Genomic DNA, 18,923 nt, shown 5'->3' with positions numbered 1-18,923 from the left:
TTTATAACTGTACTTTCTACTCTTATACGTATTCCAATTCCTATATAGGAGACTAATATCCTTATCTTTAAGCCATAATCTAATAATAATGACGAATAGATGGGCAGCTATGTTACAAGCATCCCTCTACCCTTTACCCAGATCGAGATGAAAGGAATACATTATGAGAAAAATATTCAATAAATTTCTATATATATGTCCTGTTTCCCTTCTATTAGCCCTGTTGCTTCTTCCTGTAGTAAGCACTTTATTTCATGAGCCTGCCCAGGCGATTCCTTCTTCTACTGCTGCAGACCCCGGGCAAAAAGGTGAAATACCTGCTGTTAAACAATTTCATCTCTATGCTACAGACGGCACTCTTGCACTGCCGGACGGTACTTCCGTTTATGTATGGGGTTATAGTGAGAAAAATGAAAAAGGATCGGCAACTTATCCTGCCCCTGCCTTGACTGTTAACGAAGGTGATCAAGTAGAAGTTACTCTTACTAATATCGGCACTGCCAAGAAAGGAATAAAGAGGGTAGGCCATACCATTCATTTTCATGGGCTAGATACGGATCAGGCGAATGATGGTGTTCCTCATACCTCAAAAGATTTGCTCGTAGGGGAAAGCTTCTCCTATCAATTTCAGGCTACACATGCGGGGACTTATTTCTATCATTGTCATGTCGATACGGTAGAACACTTGCAGATGGGGATGACAGGTGCATTTATTGTACAAGCAAAAGATGGAGCAAATGCAGCTTGGACGAGCGGTCCTGGCTTTACTAAAGAATATACTTTTATGCTGAACGAGATTGACCCTGTGTGGCACAAAGCCGTGGAAGAAGGTAAGAAATATGATCGAACCACCTTCCATCCCACCTATTTCACCATCAATGGGAAGGCCTATCCTGATACAGAGAAAGACCCAGCAACCATGATAGATGGAAAACTCGGAGACAAGGTGCTCGTACGCCTCATTAATACAGGGTATCAAGCTCACGCTATGCATCTGCATGGATTTCATTTTGAAGTGATTGCTTCCGATGGAAGACCGCTGACTTCACCGCTGATCAAAGACACCGTTAATGTTGGGCCTGGAGAACGATACGATCTGCTTATTACCTTCGATCAAGATGGCTCCTATCCTTTCCATAGTCATAACATTACCGACAATACCAACAATGGCATTTACCCTGGCGGGATGCATACGATGGTCCAGGTCACTAAGGATGGAAAAACACCGCAAGGCACAAACCATCATCAGCATACAGCTACCCTTCCTGAAGAAATTAGAGAGGGAACTATCGTTGTTATCAGCGATATGCGTTACTCCATTCCCGAACTCAAAGTAAAGCAAGGGACCACTGTCACTTGGATTAACAACGATCCTATGTTTCACACCGTAACTTCAATAGATGATCAATTTGATTCTCGTCATATTGAACCTGGCAAGCAGTACTCCTATACTTTTCAGGAAAAAGGGAGCTTTCCCTACTACTGTGCCACGCATCCTAGTATGGAAGCAAGTGTTATTGTGGAATAACAAAGAATCGCCTGCCCATCAACATGTGGGAGCAGGCGATTGTTCTACTTGCTTACTTATTTTATTTATTTGCCTTCTGTTTCGAATGCATCTGGCTCATCATCACGAATCGCCTTATCTTCTTCATTCTCGTTCGGATCTGTATTATTCAACCATTTTACCATCGAAATCCCTCTTTTCAAAGATAGATTTTTAGTAACTTATCTTCTTTATATATAACCTCATATTCCGTTTTCTTAAACATACGAACCAGCTGCTCTCCTTCTTACATATCGGTAAAATCACATAGCTCTCTTTTAAGGAAGAGGCTTTTTCGGTTACACTTGCCCTAGGAGATCTAACTTGTCAGAAAGCGCGGTGACACTCTTTGTTTACAATTATGCTTATTGAAGATGATGCGACCCTTTTTAATGAAATCAAGGAACGGCTTGCTCAGTGGTCATATAACGTATATGGGGTACAGGCTTTTGATCAGGTATTTCAAGAGTTTACAGCAATAAAACCAGACCTTGTCATCATTGATATCCAGCTTCCGAAATTCGATGGTTTTCACTGGTGCCGGATTATCCGGTCACACTCAAATGTGCCGATTATCTTTCTCTCATCTAGGGATCACCCAACCGATATGGTTATGTCCATGCAGCTGGGAGCCGACGATTTTGTACAGAAACCTTTTCACTTTGATGTTCTCATTGCCAAAATACAGGCTACCCTTAGACGGGTTTATAATTATAATACCGAGCGCATTGAACTCCGGACCTGGCGCGGAGCCACCATTGAGTACGTCAAAAATACAATCTCTAATGAGCAAGGATCGATCGACCTTACTAAAAATGAAATGTTCATTCTCAAAATTTTAACCGAGCATAAAAACCAGATTGTCAGCAGAGAAAAACTCATCCAAAACTTATGGGATCATGAACACTTTGTCAGCGATAATACCCTGACGGTAAATGTGAATCGGTTGCGTAAGAAACTTGAAACGATTGGCCTCCATATCTATATTGAGACAAAAGTGGGACAAGGTTATATCGCTACGGAAGAGGTCAGCGTATGATCTGGACCTTTCTTAAAGAACGCAGAACTTGGCTTCTTCTTTTATTGTCTATACAGCTAATTATTCTGTTTATTTCCTATATTGATAACACAATTCCGTTTATGTCGATGCTGTACATTGTTCTTCTTCTCACTCTTCTGTGCACCTGCTTTGTGGTGCTGCGGTACACGAAAGAGACGAAATTCTATGCAAATATGGAAAATCGGGATCACACCTATGATCTAGCTGACCTACGTAGTGCGGACAGTCCCTTTGAGCAGATTGTTCTGGACGCTGTCACTTTACAGACCGAACGTTACAAAAGCGAAACTTCGCATCATTATATGCTCCTTGAACAGGAAAAGGACGAGCTGCTGTCCTGGATCCATGAAGTAAAAACACCCCTGACAGCGATGCAGCTGATGATCGACCGGCTTCCCGATGAGACCCTGCAAAGACAACTGATGTATGAGTGGCTGCGAATTCATCACCTTCTCGATCAGCAGCTGCACCAGAAACGGATTCCTTTTATTCAAAATGATCTCTATATTGAAGTTTCTGAACTGGAGCCTATCATCTACCAAGAAATTCGGGCCTTGAAATCCTGGTGTATTCAAAAAGGAATCGGGTTTGACGTTTCCCTTACGGAAACGAAGGTACTGACTGACGCCAAGTGGCTTGGCTTTATCCTCAGACAACTGATTACCAATGCAGTAAAATACAGTCCATCCTCTGATATTCTGATTGAGAGTTCACGCCTAGATGATCATGTTATACTCACAATCCAAGATGCAGGCAGAGGGATTGATCCAAAAGATCTACCTCGTATTTATGAGCGAGGATTTACTTCCACAACGCATCATGATGACAGTGCCTCTACGGGTATGGGCTTATATTTGGCAAAACAAGTAGCCGAATCCCTGCATATTCGTATGAACGTGTCTTCTGTACTTGGGGAAGGTACGACCTTTACTTTGACTTTCCCGGGCAAAAATGAATTTATTCGTATTACGGGCATGTGACAACATCGTCACATGCTTTTGTATATTGTTCGTTAAATCGAAGGAAAGCCGGCACTGCTTTTATTATGATAGGTACATAACAAAGGAGTGAGTGAATTGATTATACTTGAAGCGAGTAAAATTCATAAAACATACGGGAATAAATTTAACAAACAAGAAGTCCTAAAAGGCATTGATCTTCGAGTCAATAAAGGGGAATTCGTAAGCATTATGGGGGCTTCGGGTTCGGGTAAAACAACCCTGCTGAACGTCCTTTCTTCCATTGACCGGGTAAGCCAAGGAACGATTCAGATTGAGGGAAAAGAATTTACAGCGATGAAGGAAAAACAATTGGCAGAATTCCGCAAAAATCATCTGGGCTTTATTTTTCAGGAATACAACTTGCTCGACACACTGACAGTGCGTGAAAATGTGCTGCTGCCGCTGTCCATCAAGAATGTATCCAAAAAAGAAGCGAATGAAAAGTTTCAGAATATTGCTTCTGAGCTTGGAATCTATGAGCTGAAGGATAAATATCCGAGCGAAATTTCAGGCGGTCAAAAGCAGCGCACCTCTGCCGCCAGAGCCTTTATTCATGATCCGAGTATTATTTTTGCTGATGAACCAACGGGCGCTCTCGATTCCAAATCCGCTTCGGATCTGCTCAATAAACTGAGCGACATGAATGAGAAACACCAAGCGACAATTATTATGGTAACTCATGATCCCGTAGCAGCCAGTTACTGCAGCCGAGTCGTTTTTATCAAGGACGGTCAGATTTATACTCAGCTTAATAAAGGGGAAGAATCAAGACAATCCTTCTTTAATGACATTATTAAAACCCAAGGCGTGCTGGGCGGTGTTCAAGAGTGAACCTTAACTACTTGATCTTTCGCAACTTAAAGAAAAACATTAAAAATTATTATTTATATGTCTTCGCTCTTATTTTTAGCGTAGCCCTATACTTCTCGTTTGTTACGCTTCAGTACGATCCTGCAATGGATGAAGCAGCCGGGTCAGTAAAAGGAGGCGCTGCGATCGGTGCTGCCTCTGTCCTGCTGGTCGCTATTGTTGCTATATTCTTGCTTTATGCAAATACGATCTTTATTAAACGGCGCAGTAAAGAAATCGGATTATTTCAGCTGATTGGTCTCACGAAAGGAAGGATATTTCAAATCCTCAGTGCTGAAAATCTCATTCTTTATTTTGGCTCCATGGTCGTAGGTATTGCGTCTGGATTTGCGGTTTCCCGCTTGGTGCTGATGATTCTGTTCAAAATCCTCCAAGTAGATGAAATTGCAAAACTGCGTTTTTCAACAGAGGCACTTTTCCAAACGATCATTGTATTTGCAGCGATCTATCTGCTTATCATGATCATGAACTACCTGTTTATTAAGCGCCAGAGTATTCTCTCGCTATTTCGTGTTACTTCTTCTACACAGCAGCGTGTACAGAAGATGTCCGTATGGGAGATCATTATGGGACTGCTCGGCTTAGCTCTTGGTTATTATGTATCCTCCCAGCTCTTCGGAGGTAAATTTACCGAGATGAATCAGCTTATGATGGCAATGCTATTTATTCTGGCTAGTGTCATTATTGGAACCTATTTGTTCTACAAAGGATCCGTGAGCTTTATTTTTAATCTGATTCGTAAAAATCGGAAAGGTTACTTGTCGATAAGTGAAGTCCTTTCTCTGTCATCCATTATGTTCCGGATGAAGTCCAATGCGCTTCTTCTAACAATTATCACAACGGTATCAGCACTGGCGATAGGTTTGTTGTCACTCAGTTATATCTCATATTATTCAGCAGACTCAACAGCTAAGAACAGTGTTCCAAATGACTTTTCATTTGCTACAGCAGAGACGAAGAATAGTTTCCTAGCAGAGCTTACGAACAAGCAAATTGCGTATAAAGAAACGTTTAGAGAACCGGTTATGCTTAAATTCGACATTTCTCAAATTCTGATTAGTGACAACATGATTTCTAGAGATATGAACGATAACTTTATCATTCCCGTGATTTCAGAAAAACAAGCTGGCAGTGCAGATGTGAAACCGGGGGAAGTACGATTTGCAGATTATACAGGAGCGATCAGCTCATTTTTGCCGCTGAAAGATCAAGGAGAAGTAACACTTCTTGGACCGACAAAATCACAGACACTGCAGCTTACCGGCATGGATGAAGAGACTCTTCTCACCTTCTTTTACAGTGGCGGATTGCCTGTTGCCGTCGTTGATGATACCGTCTATGAAGATTTCCGCAGCGAATATTCTCAGGAAGAATATAGATCCGCTTACTATGGAATCGACATCACGGATCGATCTGAAGTTTCCGCTGCAAATGAAATTTTCCATGAACAAGGCTTGGATTTTCCAAATTTCTCTCAGCTGGATATGAAGCTGTCACAGATCGAAAGTATGGGGCTGATCATGTTTATTGTCGGATTCTTGGGACTTACATTCCTAATCACTTCTGGATGTATCCTATACTTTAAACAAATGGACGAAAGTGAGGAAGAACGACCAAACTATACGATTTTACGGAAACTTGGGTTCACTCAAGGGAATCTGCTTCGCGGTATTCAGTATAAGCAGCTATTTAACTTTGGGATCCCGCTGATGGTCGGACTGTGTCACAGCTATTTTGCCGTAAAATCAGGCTGGTTCTTCTTCGGAACAGAAATGCTCGCACCCATGATTCTGGTTATGGTGGTGTACACCGTTCTTTATTCCATCTTTGGTATTCTGTCGGTACTGTATTATAAAAAAGTAATTAAGGAGTCACTATAGTAAGTCTTTAACCATTTAGCCCTTCTGCATTCATACACTTCAAAAAAAGCCGCAAACCCTGTTATTCATGGGTTTGCGGCCTTCTGTATTTTAATCTAATTTAGCACTTTTAACGTATGATCCTTCGCTTCTGCCTTCTCTTTTCTGCCCACCAGCACATAGTAGACATAGAGAGAAACGGCAAGCATTCCTGCCATCACCATGTACATTCCTCTATATCCAATGAGCGGAGTCAGAAACCCGAGTAAGAACGGACCTACACCAATTCCGAGGTCTAAGAAAATATAGAATGTAGAAGTAGCGAGCCCCATACGGTGTACAGGAGATTTTTTTACGGCATATGCCTGTGCACTTGCCTGTGTTGTACCATATCCAAGACCTACAAATACCGCAGACAGTAAGAGGATGAGGCCTGACTCAACCTGACTTAACAGGATCATGGCAATAATAAAACAGATAATCGCCGGATACATTACAAAATTTACACCATGCTTATCAAACCATCTGCCTGTGAACGGTCTTGTCAGAATCACAACAAGGGCATATACGATGAAGAAGAAACTGACGACTTCTGTTAAGTTGATCTGTCCAGCATACAGCTTGAGGTAAGAAAGAATGCTAGAATAGGCAAGCCCAATAAATAGAATTGTGATTGAAATGGGAATTGCTTTTGGCTCAAAATAATTTGAAATCTTAAAGCCTTTCATTTCACTCTTTTGTTCCGCAGTCAGCGTAAATTTAGGTACGTTCAAAAATAAGCCGGCAAGCAGTGAAAATACAGCAAGGACAGCACATAATACAAAGTTCCCTGTGACTGAGCTGTTGTTACTGATCAATACACCGAGGAAGGGTCCGATCGCAGAGGCAACAATAATACTTACCCCGTAGTAGCCTGTCCCTTCTCCTCTTCTGCTGTGCGGTATAAGACTAGCCGAGATGGTACCTGTGGCTGTCGAAGCCAAAGCAAACGCTAAACCATGAAAGAACCGAATCACGAGCAAGGTAGTTATGCTGCTGATAAAGAAGTAGCAAAAGCTTATAATTGCAAAGAAGATAAGTCCTGTAAATAACATACGTCTACGGCCTACATTCTCCATCAATCTTCCAGCTGCAATTCGACCAATAAGAGCGCCGATAACAAAAATACTGGATCCTAACGCTGCGATGCCATCACTGACATGAAATTCATCAATAGCATAGGAAGGAATAATGACGACAAGTAAATAAAAACATAAAAACAATAAGAAGTTCACACCAAAAACGATTAGGAAGTCTTTCGTCCATAATCGTTCTTCCGTATCTGCAGTTTCCAACTCCATCACCTTTTTTCAATAATTTTGTTTCGGACTTGATCCATCACCTGAATGACCAGATTTTGTTCCTCGGGTGAGATACCCTCCATAATACTCTTCTCATACTCATCCAGCAGAAGACGGATTTGTACCGCTATTTCCTTGCCCTTCTCCGATAGCTGAATCCTTTTCTCACGTTTATCACTAACTGGAATTTGCTCCACATATCCAAGGCGAAGAAGCGTCATTACCGTTCTTGTAATCGTTGGTTTCTCCACATATAAATGTTTGGATAGTTCCACGAGCGAAAAACTAGACTGGTACATATCAAGGTAATACAAGATAGACCACTGGGCGTTGTGAAGCTCATAATTCGCAAGAATACGATTCAGCTCACTAACAAAGGGACGATACAGCAAAAAGTATTTATGAAAAAAAGTTCTATGGTCCTCCATTTTAAACCTCCGAAATTTAGTTACTCTAGGTAACTACTTTCTAAAGTATAGTGAACATTTTTACATATGTAAAGTTTTTTCTGAAAATTCTTGTAACAACCTCGTTTTTTTCAGGACATTTCATTAAATGTTCTATTTGTAAAGACGCCGCCCAGCTCGTGAGTTAAGACGAAAAAAGCAACCTCCCTCTGGCTCTATTACCAGGGGTGATTGCTTTTTGTTCTACCAATGACAGATTAATACGTTTTTTTGAAAATCAAATGATCAAGTGACCAGCGTGACGTTTCAGCAAATACAAGATATAGAGCAATGAGCATGAACGAGAGATCAAGCTCATATCCGTTAAGCAGCCCCATAGAGAGCTTAGCAGTTAGTACTGCTCCAATCAGAATAACCAACAAAATTGCGGACACATACCGAGTGAACAAGCCAAGGATCAGCAGAATTCCTCCAATAAGTTCGACAGGTCCTACGATATAAGCCAAAAATCCAGGAATATTAATACTTTCAAACCATCCCGATATATTACCAAGCCCCGTGTTAAACTTGTCCATCCCATGTACAAGGAATAAAATACCGAACACAACCCTCATAATGGTAGTAACTATATTCATTTTCATCATGCTTCCCCCTAAATATGTCCCGATTTATTAGTAATACAGAACTTTTATTTATATATAAAATTACAGGGTACTTGTGCTATTGTCAACAAAAATATAGTTGATATATATTTTATATTCGTATTTCTAATATTTTAGACTGCTTAATGATCCCAAAACTGTACGATCCTCCCCACAAAGTGATAAACTATAAAGAATGATAAGGTTGGAATGAAAGGATGAATAACCCTTGGATATTGGCTCTACCATTCGTTCTATACGTAAACGCAAAAATATTACCATTGCTCAAATATGTGAAATGACAGGATTATCTCAAGGTTTTATGAGTCAGGTGGAGACGAATAAGACATCACCCTCTATCGCTACACTTGAACATATTGCTGATGCACTGGAAGTTCCTTTGGCCTATTTACTTCTCAAAAAAGAAGAACGGATGCAGATCATTCGCAAGGAAGAGCGGAAGCAGACCTCAAGTCGCCCCGATCAACTGAAAGTATCTCATCTAGCCACCACGAAGCATGTTCGAATGATGATTGTTGAAATGCCGCCTGGCTCTTCTACCGGAGAGGAGCCACACGCTCATGAAGGAGAAGAAGTTCATCTTGTCATGAAGGGGAAAATCTTAGCTGAACAAGGGGAAGAAGGAGTAGTACTAACCGAAGGCGATTCTTTTAGCTGGAACGCCTGTACTCCGCACAAAGTAAAGAATATCGGTGAGGAAACAGCAATCATCATGATCTCGGTATATACTGACGAACCAAAAGATCGGACTACGCTATAGCAGCCATACAATACAAGAGTGAAGCGACACAATACAAAAAAAGCCTGCACTGACATGGGTCAGAGCAGGCTTTGCTATTATCTATTCAGCCCCTGTGCTGAGATGAGCAGCTGGGCTATGCTTTATTTTTCCTAAATGCAAAAGGGAGTCTTTCATCTCTTGTCCGTCTTTCATTTGCTTGCTGCAAAGCAAACTGCACTCACGGAAAGCGGCATGCTGACAGCCATAGCATGTAACATACTGAATGCTGGTTAAAGCTTCATTAATCGCCTCTCCCGTATGCTCATAAAAATGAGATTCCCCGATCTTCTGATATAATCCTGTCCGCTGTAATAAGGATAACGGCTGTGACTGGATACCCGAAATGAGCAGCTTGCCTCCTGCAGAATGCACTTTTTCGACAAGTGTTTCTAACATGAGTTCAGCCGTTGTATCCATAAAAGGAACTTTCCCCATCCGAAGCAAAATCACTTTATTCTTTTCTGCAGCGGATAAAGGAATCGTGTCATCAAACCGGTAAGCTGCACCAAAAAATAACGGCCCTTCCATTGTGTAAATGCCAATTTGCGGGCAATCATGATGTTCGCTCACCATATGAGGCTTTACTTTGACAGTCTCTGGATCAGGCAGCACTTTAGATACGTTATGGGTATCGCCCATTTGCTTCACAAACAAAATGGCGGCGAGCACAAGACCTACCTCAACCGCAAGCGTCAAATCCGTAAACACGGTAAGCAAAAAGGTAATGACAAGCACGATTGAATCTCCCGTCTTTGTCTTGAACAAACGAGCAAACTCTTTTCGCTCACTCATATTCCACGCAACCACCATCAAAACAGGCGCCATAGCTGCTAGAGGGATGTTTGAAGCGTAAGGTGCAAACAGTAAAAGGATTAAAAATACAACAATCCCGTGAATGATCCCTGACATCGGGGATACGGCACCGCTCTTAATATTGGTAGCTGTTCTTGCTATCGCACCTGTTGCGGCGATTCCTCCAAACATCGGGGCAGCAATATTGGCAATCCCTTGGCCAATGAGTTCTCTATTACTGTTATGCTTATCTCCAGTCATTCCATCTGCAACGACCGCAGAGAGCAAGGACTCAATTGCTCCGAGCATCGCAATTACAAAGGCGGGCTGTATAAGCTGTGTTACTCGTTCCCAAGTGATATGAGGAAACTGAAACTTAGGAAGTTCACTCGGAATAGCCCCATACGCAGAACCAATGGTAGATACTTCGCCTTTAAAGAACAGACTTGCTACCACAGTTGCCAGCACTAGACCCACTAGGGATCCAGGCACTTTAGGAGCATATTTTTTCAGTACTAAAATAGCCACCAAAGAGACGACAGCTGTGATGATACTATATATATTTATAGCCGAGATGTGAGCGCCAATCTCTTTCATATTGTCAATAAAAGCTTCATGACGTTCCATCCCGGTAAGACCAAGAAAATTCCCAATCTGACCTGTAAAAATAATAACCGCAATCCCGGCTGTGAACCCAATGGTAACCGGTCTTGGAATAAACTTAATGAGTACTCCAAGCTTAAATACTCCCATCAGTACCAACAACACACCCGCCATCATCCCTGCAATGAGCAGGTTTTCATATCCATACTGCATCCCAATTGCAAAAAGAATCGGGATAAAGGCGCCCGTCGGGCCGCCAATCTGAAACTTTGACCCTCCAAACAAGGAGATCAGAATCCCGGCAATAATCGTCGTATAAATCCCGTACTCCGGTTTCACACCGGACGCAATAGCAAAAGCCATCCCTAGAGGAATGGCAATAATTCCAACGATTGTACCTGACACGATATCCTTACGCAAAGAAGCCATATTATAGCCTTTGAATCGGCCCCATCCTGTCATATACGATAACCTTCTTTTCTTTAGATATTTGATTATTTGAATATACGAAGTATAATACGATGCCATGCCAAAAAAATCAACGTCAAAAATCACAACACGCTCACTTTCGCATCTTGTTAATTTTTACGCATATCTTCAAGCATGGAAATCGCACTGACTAATTGTTTATCGAAAATTTGTTTGGCTACAGCCAGCAATTCCTTAATAAGAGGATCTCGAAGGGAATAGATAACGGAAGTTCCTTCTTTTACACTAGACACCACATTTTTAGAGCGAAGTACGGCAAGCTGCTGAGAAACGGCAGAACCTTCGGATCCAAGAATCGTCTGAATCTCGTTAACTGTTTTTTCTCCTTCGCTGAGCACTTCAAGTATTCGGATACGCATAGGATGAGCCAGCGCCTTGAAAAATTCAGCTTTAAATTGTTGGACTTCATTATTCATAGGTAGTTAACTCCTTGGATTGTTCCTGAAAATATATTGTTATCATAGCACAGGACCTGCTGTGCTGAAACCTCTAGTCAAAAGTTGACTATTCAATGACCTCATCTGCTGGGTAATGGATAAAAGATACTGAATTATAAATAACCTTACAATAGAGGAGACCATGGATTATGAAGCAAGCCATGATTATTATCAATCCTTCTTCCGGGAAAGAAGAGGCGATGGAGTACGTCCGCCAAGTGGAAGATATCTTGCGTAACAAGGGATATGAAGTCCGTGTAAGTGAGACTGCTAAACCACTCGATGCAACCAAATTCTGTCTACAGGCCTGCAAGGAATATTATGATCTTGTAGTCTCTATAGGTGGAGACGGTACCCTTCATGAAACGATTAACGGACTCATAGATCAAGAACACCGCCCTACACTGGGTGTAGTCCCTCTCGGTACAATTAATGATTTCGCCCGTGCGCTGAACATTCCCCTTAATCCGGAAAAGGCTATTCAGACCCTCACATCGTCGATCGTCAAAACCGTCGATATTGGCAAAATGAATGACCGCTTGTTCGCCAATGTCGTTGCGGTAGGTTCTTTAGCAGAATCATTATCTTCCGTATCTTCTGAAGAAAAGACGAAGCTTGGTGCTTTTGCCTATTTAAAAGAAGGATTCAAAGAATTAATAAAAACTTCATCACACCCTCTTACCATTATGCATGATGGAGAGACATGGACCGGTGAGTCGCCTTTATTTGTAGTTGCACTCACGAATTCCGTAGGCGGCTTTGAAAAAATGGTACCTGAGGCATCTGTTGATGATGGTCTGCTCCACTGTTTTATCATAAAAGATATTAACGTATTTAACACGATTACCGTAGGTACATCTTTGTTATTTGGAAGCCTGAAAGAACATAAGGATGTCGTCTATTTTCCTGCCAAGCAGGTTCATGTAACTTCATCAGAGCAGCTCCACACCAACGTCGATGGCGAGGATGGACCTCCTCTGCCGCTCGAACTCCGTATCCTGCCTTCTCATATTCAGGTTATAGTGCCGGAAGAGTAAACAGCAACGAATTACAAAAAACGACAAATTAAAAAAAACCTCGAAGTCTCCTTTGTAGAGAAATCGAGGTTTAACATTATTACAAAAGCTTAGATGCCGCCAGCGGCTTCCCATTTTGTAATTTCTTCACGGACGATAGGAGCAACTTTGGTACCTAGCAGTTCGATCGCCCGCATTACGTCCGCGTGCGGCATCGTACCGAGAGGAATATGCAGCATAAACCGGGTGATGCCCACATTTTTGCGTAGATAAATGATCTTCTCTGCCACTGTCTGCGGATCACCTACATATAGTGCTCCTTCGAGACTACGAGCCGCATCATAACTGGAACGAGTATAAGAAGGCCAGCCACGTTCCTTGCCAATCACGTTCATGCTCTGCTGCGTCGGCAGGAAGAAGGTATCTACTGCAGACTCTAAATCATCGCCTACAAAACCATGAGAATGAGAAGCAACCGGCAGCTTGGAAGCATCATGACCGGCATGGGCAGCTGCTTTCTTATATAACTGAACGAGCGGCGCAAACTGAGTCGGTCTGCCCCCGATGATTGCTAGTACAAGCGGTAAACCGAGTAGACCCGCACGAATGACGGACTCCTGATTTCCACCGCTTCCAATCCATATCGGCAGCGGATCTTGCACCGGACGCGGATATACACCTAGATTGTGAATTGCCGGACGATGTGTACCGCTCCAGGTTACTTTTTCGGATTCACGTAACTTTAGTAACAAGTCTAGTTTCTCATCAAATAACGTATCATAATCGTTCAGATCATATCCAAACAAGGGGAAGGATTCAATAAAAGAACCCCGTCCTGCCATAATCTCTGCTCGGCCATTTGAAATCCCATCAAGTGTAGCAAAATCTTGAAAGACGCGTACCGGATCAGCCGAAGATAATACCGTTACCGCACTTGTTAAGCGAATTCGGCTTGTTTGAGCTGCCGCTGCAGCCAGTACCATAGCGGGACTTGAAGCTGCATAGTCTTTTCGATGATGCTCCCCTACTCCATATACATCAAGACCTACCTCATCTGCAAGCACGATCTCCTCGACTACTTCACGCAAACGCTGTGCGTGGCTCATGACTTCACCTGTGTACACATCTGGAGAAGTTTCTGCAAACGTACTAATTCCAATTTCCATCCTAACCCCTCCAATATATTTAAAATCGTAAGTAAATAACTTTATTATAATAACTATATATTGAGGGTTTTTCTTGGTTTTAGCAAGAAATTTATTTGGGGTTCATCTCTTGTCTCTGTATCATAAAAAAAGCCATTCCTCTACGGGAACGGCCTTCGTGTTGCTCTTATCTATTTTCGTTTATTACTATACCTTTTTAACAAACTCTGACTTTAATTTCATCGCTCCAAATCCATCGATCTTACAATCGATATCGTGATCTCCGTCAATCAGGCGGATATTTTTCACTTTTGTACCGATCTTGATCACAGATGAGCTTCCTTTTACTTTCAGATCCTTAATTACAGTTACCGTATCTCCATCGTTTAGCACGTTACCATTCGAATCTTTAATTACTCTTGTATCTTCATTGCTTTCCATATCAGCAGGGTTCCACTCATGGAAACACTCGGGACATACTAGCGAAGTTCCATCTTCGTACGTATATTCAGAATTACATTTCGGACAGTTAGGCAAATCAGACATCTTTTCATTCCTCAATTCATTAGATATTTGTTTGTCGTAGACAGACCTTTCGGCCCTTAGTCCGTTATATAATATCATAATTTTCAGATATTAAGAAATATGCAAATAGATTTAGTCTTGTAAACGGTAACAGTTGTGTGTCAAAATCAATAGGGAGCATAGCTTGTCTACATAAAAAGGAGGAACATGAATGAGAACGATGAAACTTGGAAGCAGTTCACTTGAAGTACCCGTTATAGCGATAGGCTGTATGCGTATAAACTCTTTAGATAAAGCGGGAGCTGAACATTTTGTTCAAACAGCTCTTGAAGAAGGAGCAAACTTCTTTGATCACGCGGATATTTACGGCGGTGGAGAATGCGAAGAAATTTTTGCAGATGCCATTCATATGAACGATGACATCCGAGAAAAGATCATCCTCCAATCCAAATGCGGCATTCGAAACGGCATGTTTGATTTTTCCAAAGAGCATATCTTGGATTCAGTTGACCGTATTTTGGCTCGTCTAAAAACCGATTATCTAGATACCTTGCTGCTTCATCGTCCAGATGCGCTTGTTGAACCAGAAGAGGTAGCAGAAGCTTTTGATCTTCTAGAGAGTTCAGGTAAAGTTCGCCACTTTGGGGTGTCCAACCAGAACCCAATGCAAATTGAACTGCTTAAGAAATATGTGAAACAGCCTTTAATTGCAAATCAGCTGCAGCTTAGTATCACGAACACAACCATGATTTCAAGCGGCATTAATGTAAATATGGAGAATGAAGCTGCGGTCAATCGAGACGGAAGTATCCTTGATTATTGCAGATTACATGATATTACTATTCAGCCATGGTCCCCATTCCAATATGGATTCTTTGAAGGGGTGTTCCTTGGAAGCGATAAATTCCCTGAACTGAATCAAGTCATTGACCAGATTGCGGAGAGATATTCGGTAAGCAATACAACGATTGCAATCGCCTGGTTACTTCGCCATCCTGCACAAATGCAGCCTGTCATTGGAACCATGAATCTGGAGCGTCTAAAAGACTGCTGCAAAGCAGCTGATATTCGTATGACTCGTGAGGAATGGTATGAAATTTACCGCGCAGCCGGGAACGTACTTCCATAGAGCAAAGTAGTTATTAAACTATTATTAATAAGCCAGCCTCTGTTCTACGGAACAGAGGCTATATTTTTAGAACTCAACCTACTACTCTTCTAATGTCTTCTAATGTCATTACCTCTGAGAAGTTCGAACTGGGGGAATAAGACAAAAGCAAGCCTGATCTGCATCAGCGGGCTGAAAGACAACCGGTTGTAAATGTCCCGCGTACCTGATGATAGTGTTCTCTGTGTCAAAGTGACGCAAAGCATCATATACAAATTTGCTGTTTAATGAAACTTGAAAATCAATGCCGGTTTTCATGGAGGTCGAGAGTTCGTCATTCATATCTCCTACTTCGGAGAGATTAGAATGAAGCTTTATTTTGTTACCGATGATGGAGAAATGAATGATATTTTCACTTGCGAGTACAGAGGCACGTTCTATCGATTGCAAAAGGCTTGCGGTATGGAGAGTCACCTCTGACCCAGTCGATTTGGGAATGAGATGTTCGGTGTGAGGATAATCTCCTTGAAGAAGAACGGATTGGAGCGTTAACTGACCAGATACGAACCTAATGTTATTGGTGTTGATTTGAATTTCTGTTGTACCTTCACCTTCCATCGTTTTCATTACTCTAAGCAGTTCTTTGATACCTTTTTTAGGTACAACTACTCGCTGACCCATATCATGCTTAACCTCTAGTACTTCTATAGTCATTGTTGCTAGTTTTATACTATCTGTTGCCGTCAAAGTCAGCTTCTTGTCCTTGTACTCAAAGAGCACACCTGTTAAGAGTGGCCGTGACAATGTATCTACTGTAGCTGCCAAGGTTTGTTTTATCGCTGATAGAAGAACTTTATTAGATACAAGGAACTTACTCTTATTGTCATCTGCATTGTACCGCAGTAAAGGTAAATATTCTGCCGATTCTCTCCCCCTTATACGAAAACGGGCTTTATTTGAAGAGATGATAAGAGTCAATTTATCGCTCGTCTTTAACGTAACATGCCCTGCGCCTAACTTCCGTATAATTTCGTATAAGTATATCGCTGGAACGATTATGCTTCCTGTCTGCTCTATAGAACAGATGTGGTCATCACGCTCTCCAGTAATAACCGTATGTTCAAGGATAAAAGTGGAGTTGCTTGCTGTAAATATAAGTCGATCCTTATTAGCCTGAATATGTAATCCTGAGTTTCCTGGCATTGTATCTTGGGATACCGCTCTCATGATAAGCCGAAGTACTTTGTACAATTCCCCTCGTTCAACTACCAGAAGCACATTCATCACCTCAGCCTCTCTAAACTATGTCTTTAAACTAAAAGTATTGTGAAATTGATTCACCTAGATGAAAAATATTGCTCCATCATCGTGCGTATCGCTTCTGATTTAGATAATTCTAATTCTTCACAATGTTTATCGAACTGCTCCCACATCTCCTCCGTTAAGGTCAGCGATACTTTTTTCGTTACACCTATACTTTTTCTTCCTGCCCCTTCACGAAGCCCGCCTTTAGTAAAAAGAAATCCTAGCTGACCTTCTTTATTAGAGACGCCTACTTTAATATTGTCATCGGTCAAACCCATCCCTCCTAAGTGTTGAATTAGGTAACTTTAATCATTTGCTATGATTTAATCATATCACCACTCTAATTTATTTACAATATTTTCAAGTCTAGTAGAGACATAAATAAAATGAGACCTCCCATTCTCACTTTCTGAGATGATATCGTAGGTCCCACCTATTTGATTAGTAACTAGTGAACAAAGCAACAACCAGAATGAGTAACCAGATCAAAAAGGTCGAGCCACATATGATGATTTCAAAAAAATGCAGTCGCATTACTTTATAATCACTCTGTTTGGCTTGGCGAACTCCGAAGAAGTCACCATGCTGAAAAATATAAATAAAACCACAATCTCCAAAAACCAATAACCGGTCATCCCTATGAAAATAACAGGATTCAGCAGACTTATTGCCAACCCAAAATCATAAATAGCAAGAAGGATAAAGAAAATAAGCAAAATTAATAATGCTCTATTTGCTATTTTTTCACCATCTGCCCATACTTTCTGGAGAAAAACTCGGTGATCCTTACCTCCCCCTGCTTTACTATTTACTCCAATCGGAGTCACCTGCCCCTGTCCAAGCAAAATGATTAGATGAGCAGCCAAAGTTAAGCTAAGTCCGAGGATAAGGCAGATGAACGCTTCTGCCGGATATGTATCATAGGTATCGTAATGCTCCACAATCCAAAGACCATCCACAACGACACAGGTGAGTCCAATGAACAAGATATAAGGAGCCGCCCTTCTCATCATGATTTTCGCCTCCTTTGCTTCTTCAAAATAAATCGTTATATATTTACATACTAGATAATATGAGACACAAAAGTTACATTTCATATCTTATATTGTATTATAAGGAAATTTTAGCATAGATATTGTTATTCTCAAGTCCACTTGCTATAACGTGATAGAATGAAGCACGTAGAATAGAAATCAAGAGAGGACGAGCACGGTGGAGCAAATGAAAGATTGGAAAAACGGCGCAGTAGGCCGCCCCTTTATTGCCTCGTTTAGCGGTGGTAAAGACAGCGTTCTAGCTCTGTATAAAGGGATGCAAACAGGCAGAGCTGTTGGGCTGATCGTCATGTTAGAAGAGGAAGGAAAACGATCGCGATCCCACGGCATGCCTCCTAAGCTTATTCAAGCTCAAGCTGACTCGATCGGACTGCCGGTATTTACGGCTGCTGCAAGCTGGGAAGGGTACGAATCCAGATTTATGGGGCTCCTTACACGAGCTAAGAATCAAGGAGCCGAAGTACTGGTCACAGGAGATTTAGATGTGCCTGCTCATGGTTGTTGGCATGAAAGGGTGTCGCAAAACGTAGGTTTAGGGCTTGGAATGCCGCTATGGGGAATGGATCATAGAGAAGCGGTGCAAGAATTTATTGACCTTGGCTTTACTACGATTGTAGTCACAGTCAATTTATCTTTAGGTATGCGGGAAGAGGATTTAGGAAGAACCCTAACTCATGACTATATAAAAGAACTAGAGGCCCGCGGTATTGATCCATGCGGAGAAGGTGGAGAGTTTCATACCACGGTAATAGACGGCCCTATATTCAAGCAACCTATTCCTGTACGAAAATGTAGGATTCGAAAAGAAGGAGTATATGCTTTTTTACCATTAGAGCTAAATGAATCCGTAGAATTCCATTCATAAATAATCGAGTAGGAGGCTACCCATTAGAAGAGTAGCCGACCTCTCACACCACCGTAC

General features: G+C 41.6%; 19 protein-coding genes. 9 read left to right on the top strand and 10 right to left on the bottom strand.

From position 1 onward, the window contains the following. Positions 1-163: 163 nt before the first annotated feature. From GQY27_RS05410 to GQY27_RS05390, 5 genes are all read left to right on the top strand, one after another. On the top strand, positions 164-1,528 hold the full coding sequence (locus tag GQY27_RS05410) for a multicopper oxidase domain-containing protein (RefSeq protein ID WP_160032537.1): 1,365 nt from the start codon (positions 164-166) through the stop codon (positions 1,526-1,528). 367 nt (positions 1,529-1,895) lie between these two features. Next, positions 1,896-2,585 (top strand): response regulator transcription factor, encoded by a 690-nt coding sequence (locus tag GQY27_RS05405; protein ID WP_160032536.1) that lies wholly within the window; start codon positions 1,896-1,898, stop codon positions 2,583-2,585. Beyond that, entirely contained in the window at positions 2,582-3,586 is a 1,005-nt protein-coding gene (locus GQY27_RS05400) for a sensor histidine kinase (protein ID WP_160032535.1), read from the top strand. The genes GQY27_RS05405 and GQY27_RS05400 overlap by 4 nt, the downstream gene beginning before the upstream one ends. A gap of 96 nt (positions 3,587-3,682) precedes the next feature. Beyond that, positions 3,683-4,438, top strand: coding sequence for an ABC transporter ATP-binding protein (locus GQY27_RS05395; RefSeq protein ID WP_160032534.1), 756 nt, complete (start codon positions 3,683-3,685; stop codon positions 4,436-4,438). Continuing rightward, complete coding sequence (locus GQY27_RS05390) at positions 4,435-6,357, top strand: FtsX-like permease family protein (RefSeq protein WP_160032533.1); 1,923 nt, start codon at positions 4,435-4,437, stop codon at positions 6,355-6,357. The genes GQY27_RS05395 and GQY27_RS05390 overlap by 4 nt, the downstream gene beginning before the upstream one ends. Before the next feature lie 95 nt (positions 6,358-6,452). Here the strand turns inward: GQY27_RS05390 and GQY27_RS05385 are convergent, their stop codons facing one another. The 3 genes from GQY27_RS05385 to GQY27_RS05375 form a co-directional block, all read right to left on the bottom strand. Then, the gene (locus tag GQY27_RS05385; protein ID WP_160032532.1) at positions 6,453-7,676 is read right to left on the bottom strand and encodes an MFS transporter; all 1,224 of its coding nucleotides are present in this window, start codon (positions 7,674-7,676) and stop codon (positions 6,453-6,455) included. Beyond that, complete coding sequence (locus GQY27_RS05380) at positions 7,676-8,104, bottom strand: MarR family winged helix-turn-helix transcriptional regulator (RefSeq protein WP_160032531.1); 429 nt, start codon at positions 8,102-8,104, stop codon at positions 7,676-7,678. The genes GQY27_RS05385 and GQY27_RS05380 overlap by 1 nt, the downstream gene beginning before the upstream one ends. A gap of 236 nt (positions 8,105-8,340) precedes the next feature. Then, positions 8,341-8,727, bottom strand: a complete 387-nt coding sequence (locus GQY27_RS05375) for a DoxX family protein (protein WP_160032530.1) — start codon at positions 8,725-8,727, stop codon at positions 8,341-8,343. A gap of 226 nt (positions 8,728-8,953) precedes the next feature. Between GQY27_RS05375 and GQY27_RS05370 the strand changes: the two genes are divergently transcribed. Beyond that, positions 8,954-9,505 carry a helix-turn-helix domain-containing protein gene (locus GQY27_RS05370; RefSeq protein ID WP_160032529.1) on the top strand — a complete coding sequence of 184 codons (552 nt, stop codon included), beginning with the start codon at positions 8,954-8,956 and terminating at the stop codon, positions 9,503-9,505. Between the two features lie 81 nt (positions 9,506-9,586). Here GQY27_RS05370 and sulP read toward each other — a convergent pair whose 3' ends face one another. Then, entirely contained in the window at positions 9,587-11,383 is a 1,797-nt protein-coding gene (gene sulP / locus GQY27_RS05365) for a SulP family inorganic anion transporter (protein WP_160032528.1), read from the bottom strand. 116 nt (positions 11,384-11,499) lie between these two features. Continuing rightward, positions 11,500-11,826: an ArsR/SmtB family transcription factor gene (locus tag GQY27_RS05360; RefSeq protein WP_160032527.1), complete on the bottom strand. Its 327-nt coding sequence runs from the start codon at positions 11,824-11,826 to the stop codon at positions 11,500-11,502. 170 nt (positions 11,827-11,996) lie between these two features. On the opposite strand from GQY27_RS05360, the gene GQY27_RS05355 reads away from it, so the two are divergent. Next, positions 11,997-12,884 (top strand): diacylglycerol/lipid kinase family protein, encoded by an 888-nt coding sequence (locus tag GQY27_RS05355; RefSeq protein ID WP_160032526.1) that lies wholly within the window; start codon positions 11,997-11,999, stop codon positions 12,882-12,884. 89 nt (positions 12,885-12,973) lie between these two features. On the opposite strand, the gene GQY27_RS05350 is transcribed toward GQY27_RS05355, so the two are convergent. Both GQY27_RS05350 and GQY27_RS05345 read right to left on the bottom strand, forming a co-directional pair. Then, positions 12,974-14,029: an LLM class flavin-dependent oxidoreductase gene (locus tag GQY27_RS05350; protein WP_160032525.1), complete on the bottom strand. Its 1,056-nt coding sequence runs from the start codon at positions 14,027-14,029 to the stop codon at positions 12,974-12,976. A 186-nt stretch (positions 14,030-14,215) separates the two neighbouring features. Next, positions 14,216-14,554: a zinc ribbon domain-containing protein YjdM gene (locus tag GQY27_RS05345; RefSeq protein WP_160032524.1), complete on the bottom strand. Its 339-nt coding sequence runs from the start codon at positions 14,552-14,554 to the stop codon at positions 14,216-14,218. Between the two features lie 190 nt (positions 14,555-14,744). On the opposite strand from GQY27_RS05345, the gene GQY27_RS05340 reads away from it, so the two are divergent. After that, the gene (locus GQY27_RS05340) at positions 14,745-15,662 is read left to right on the top strand and encodes an aldo/keto reductase (protein WP_160032523.1); all 918 of its coding nucleotides are present in this window, start codon (positions 14,745-14,747) and stop codon (positions 15,660-15,662) included. A 108-nt stretch (positions 15,663-15,770) separates the two neighbouring features. On the opposite strand, the gene dnaN is transcribed toward GQY27_RS05340, so the two are convergent. From dnaN to GQY27_RS05325, 3 genes are all read right to left on the bottom strand, one after another. Beyond that, positions 15,771-16,925 (bottom strand): DNA polymerase III subunit beta, encoded by a 1,155-nt coding sequence (gene dnaN / locus GQY27_RS05335; protein ID WP_160032522.1) that lies wholly within the window; start codon positions 16,923-16,925, stop codon positions 15,771-15,773. Between the two features lie 53 nt (positions 16,926-16,978). Beyond that, positions 16,979-17,218: a ribbon-helix-helix domain-containing protein gene (locus GQY27_RS05330; protein WP_236570500.1), complete on the bottom strand. Its 240-nt coding sequence runs from the start codon at positions 17,216-17,218 to the stop codon at positions 16,979-16,981. A gap of 261 nt (positions 17,219-17,479) precedes the next feature. Then, on the bottom strand, positions 17,480-17,959 hold the full coding sequence (locus tag GQY27_RS05325; protein WP_160032520.1) for a hypothetical protein: 480 nt from the start codon (positions 17,957-17,959) through the stop codon (positions 17,480-17,482). 208 nt (positions 17,960-18,167) lie between these two features. Here GQY27_RS05325 and GQY27_RS05320 point away from each other — a divergent pair, with 208 nt between their 5' ends. Further along, positions 18,168-18,866, top strand: a complete 699-nt coding sequence (locus GQY27_RS05320) for a Dph6-related ATP pyrophosphatase (protein WP_442950885.1) — start codon at positions 18,168-18,170, stop codon at positions 18,864-18,866. Positions 18,867-18,923: the final 57 nt, after the last annotated feature.

Source organism: Paenibacillus sp. An7 (genome assembly GCF_009870785.1).
In the GTDB taxonomy this organism is placed as follows: domain Bacteria; phylum Bacillota; class Bacilli; order Paenibacillales; family Paenibacillaceae; genus Paenibacillus.
This window is presented reverse-complemented; position numbering and strand designations above follow the sequence as displayed.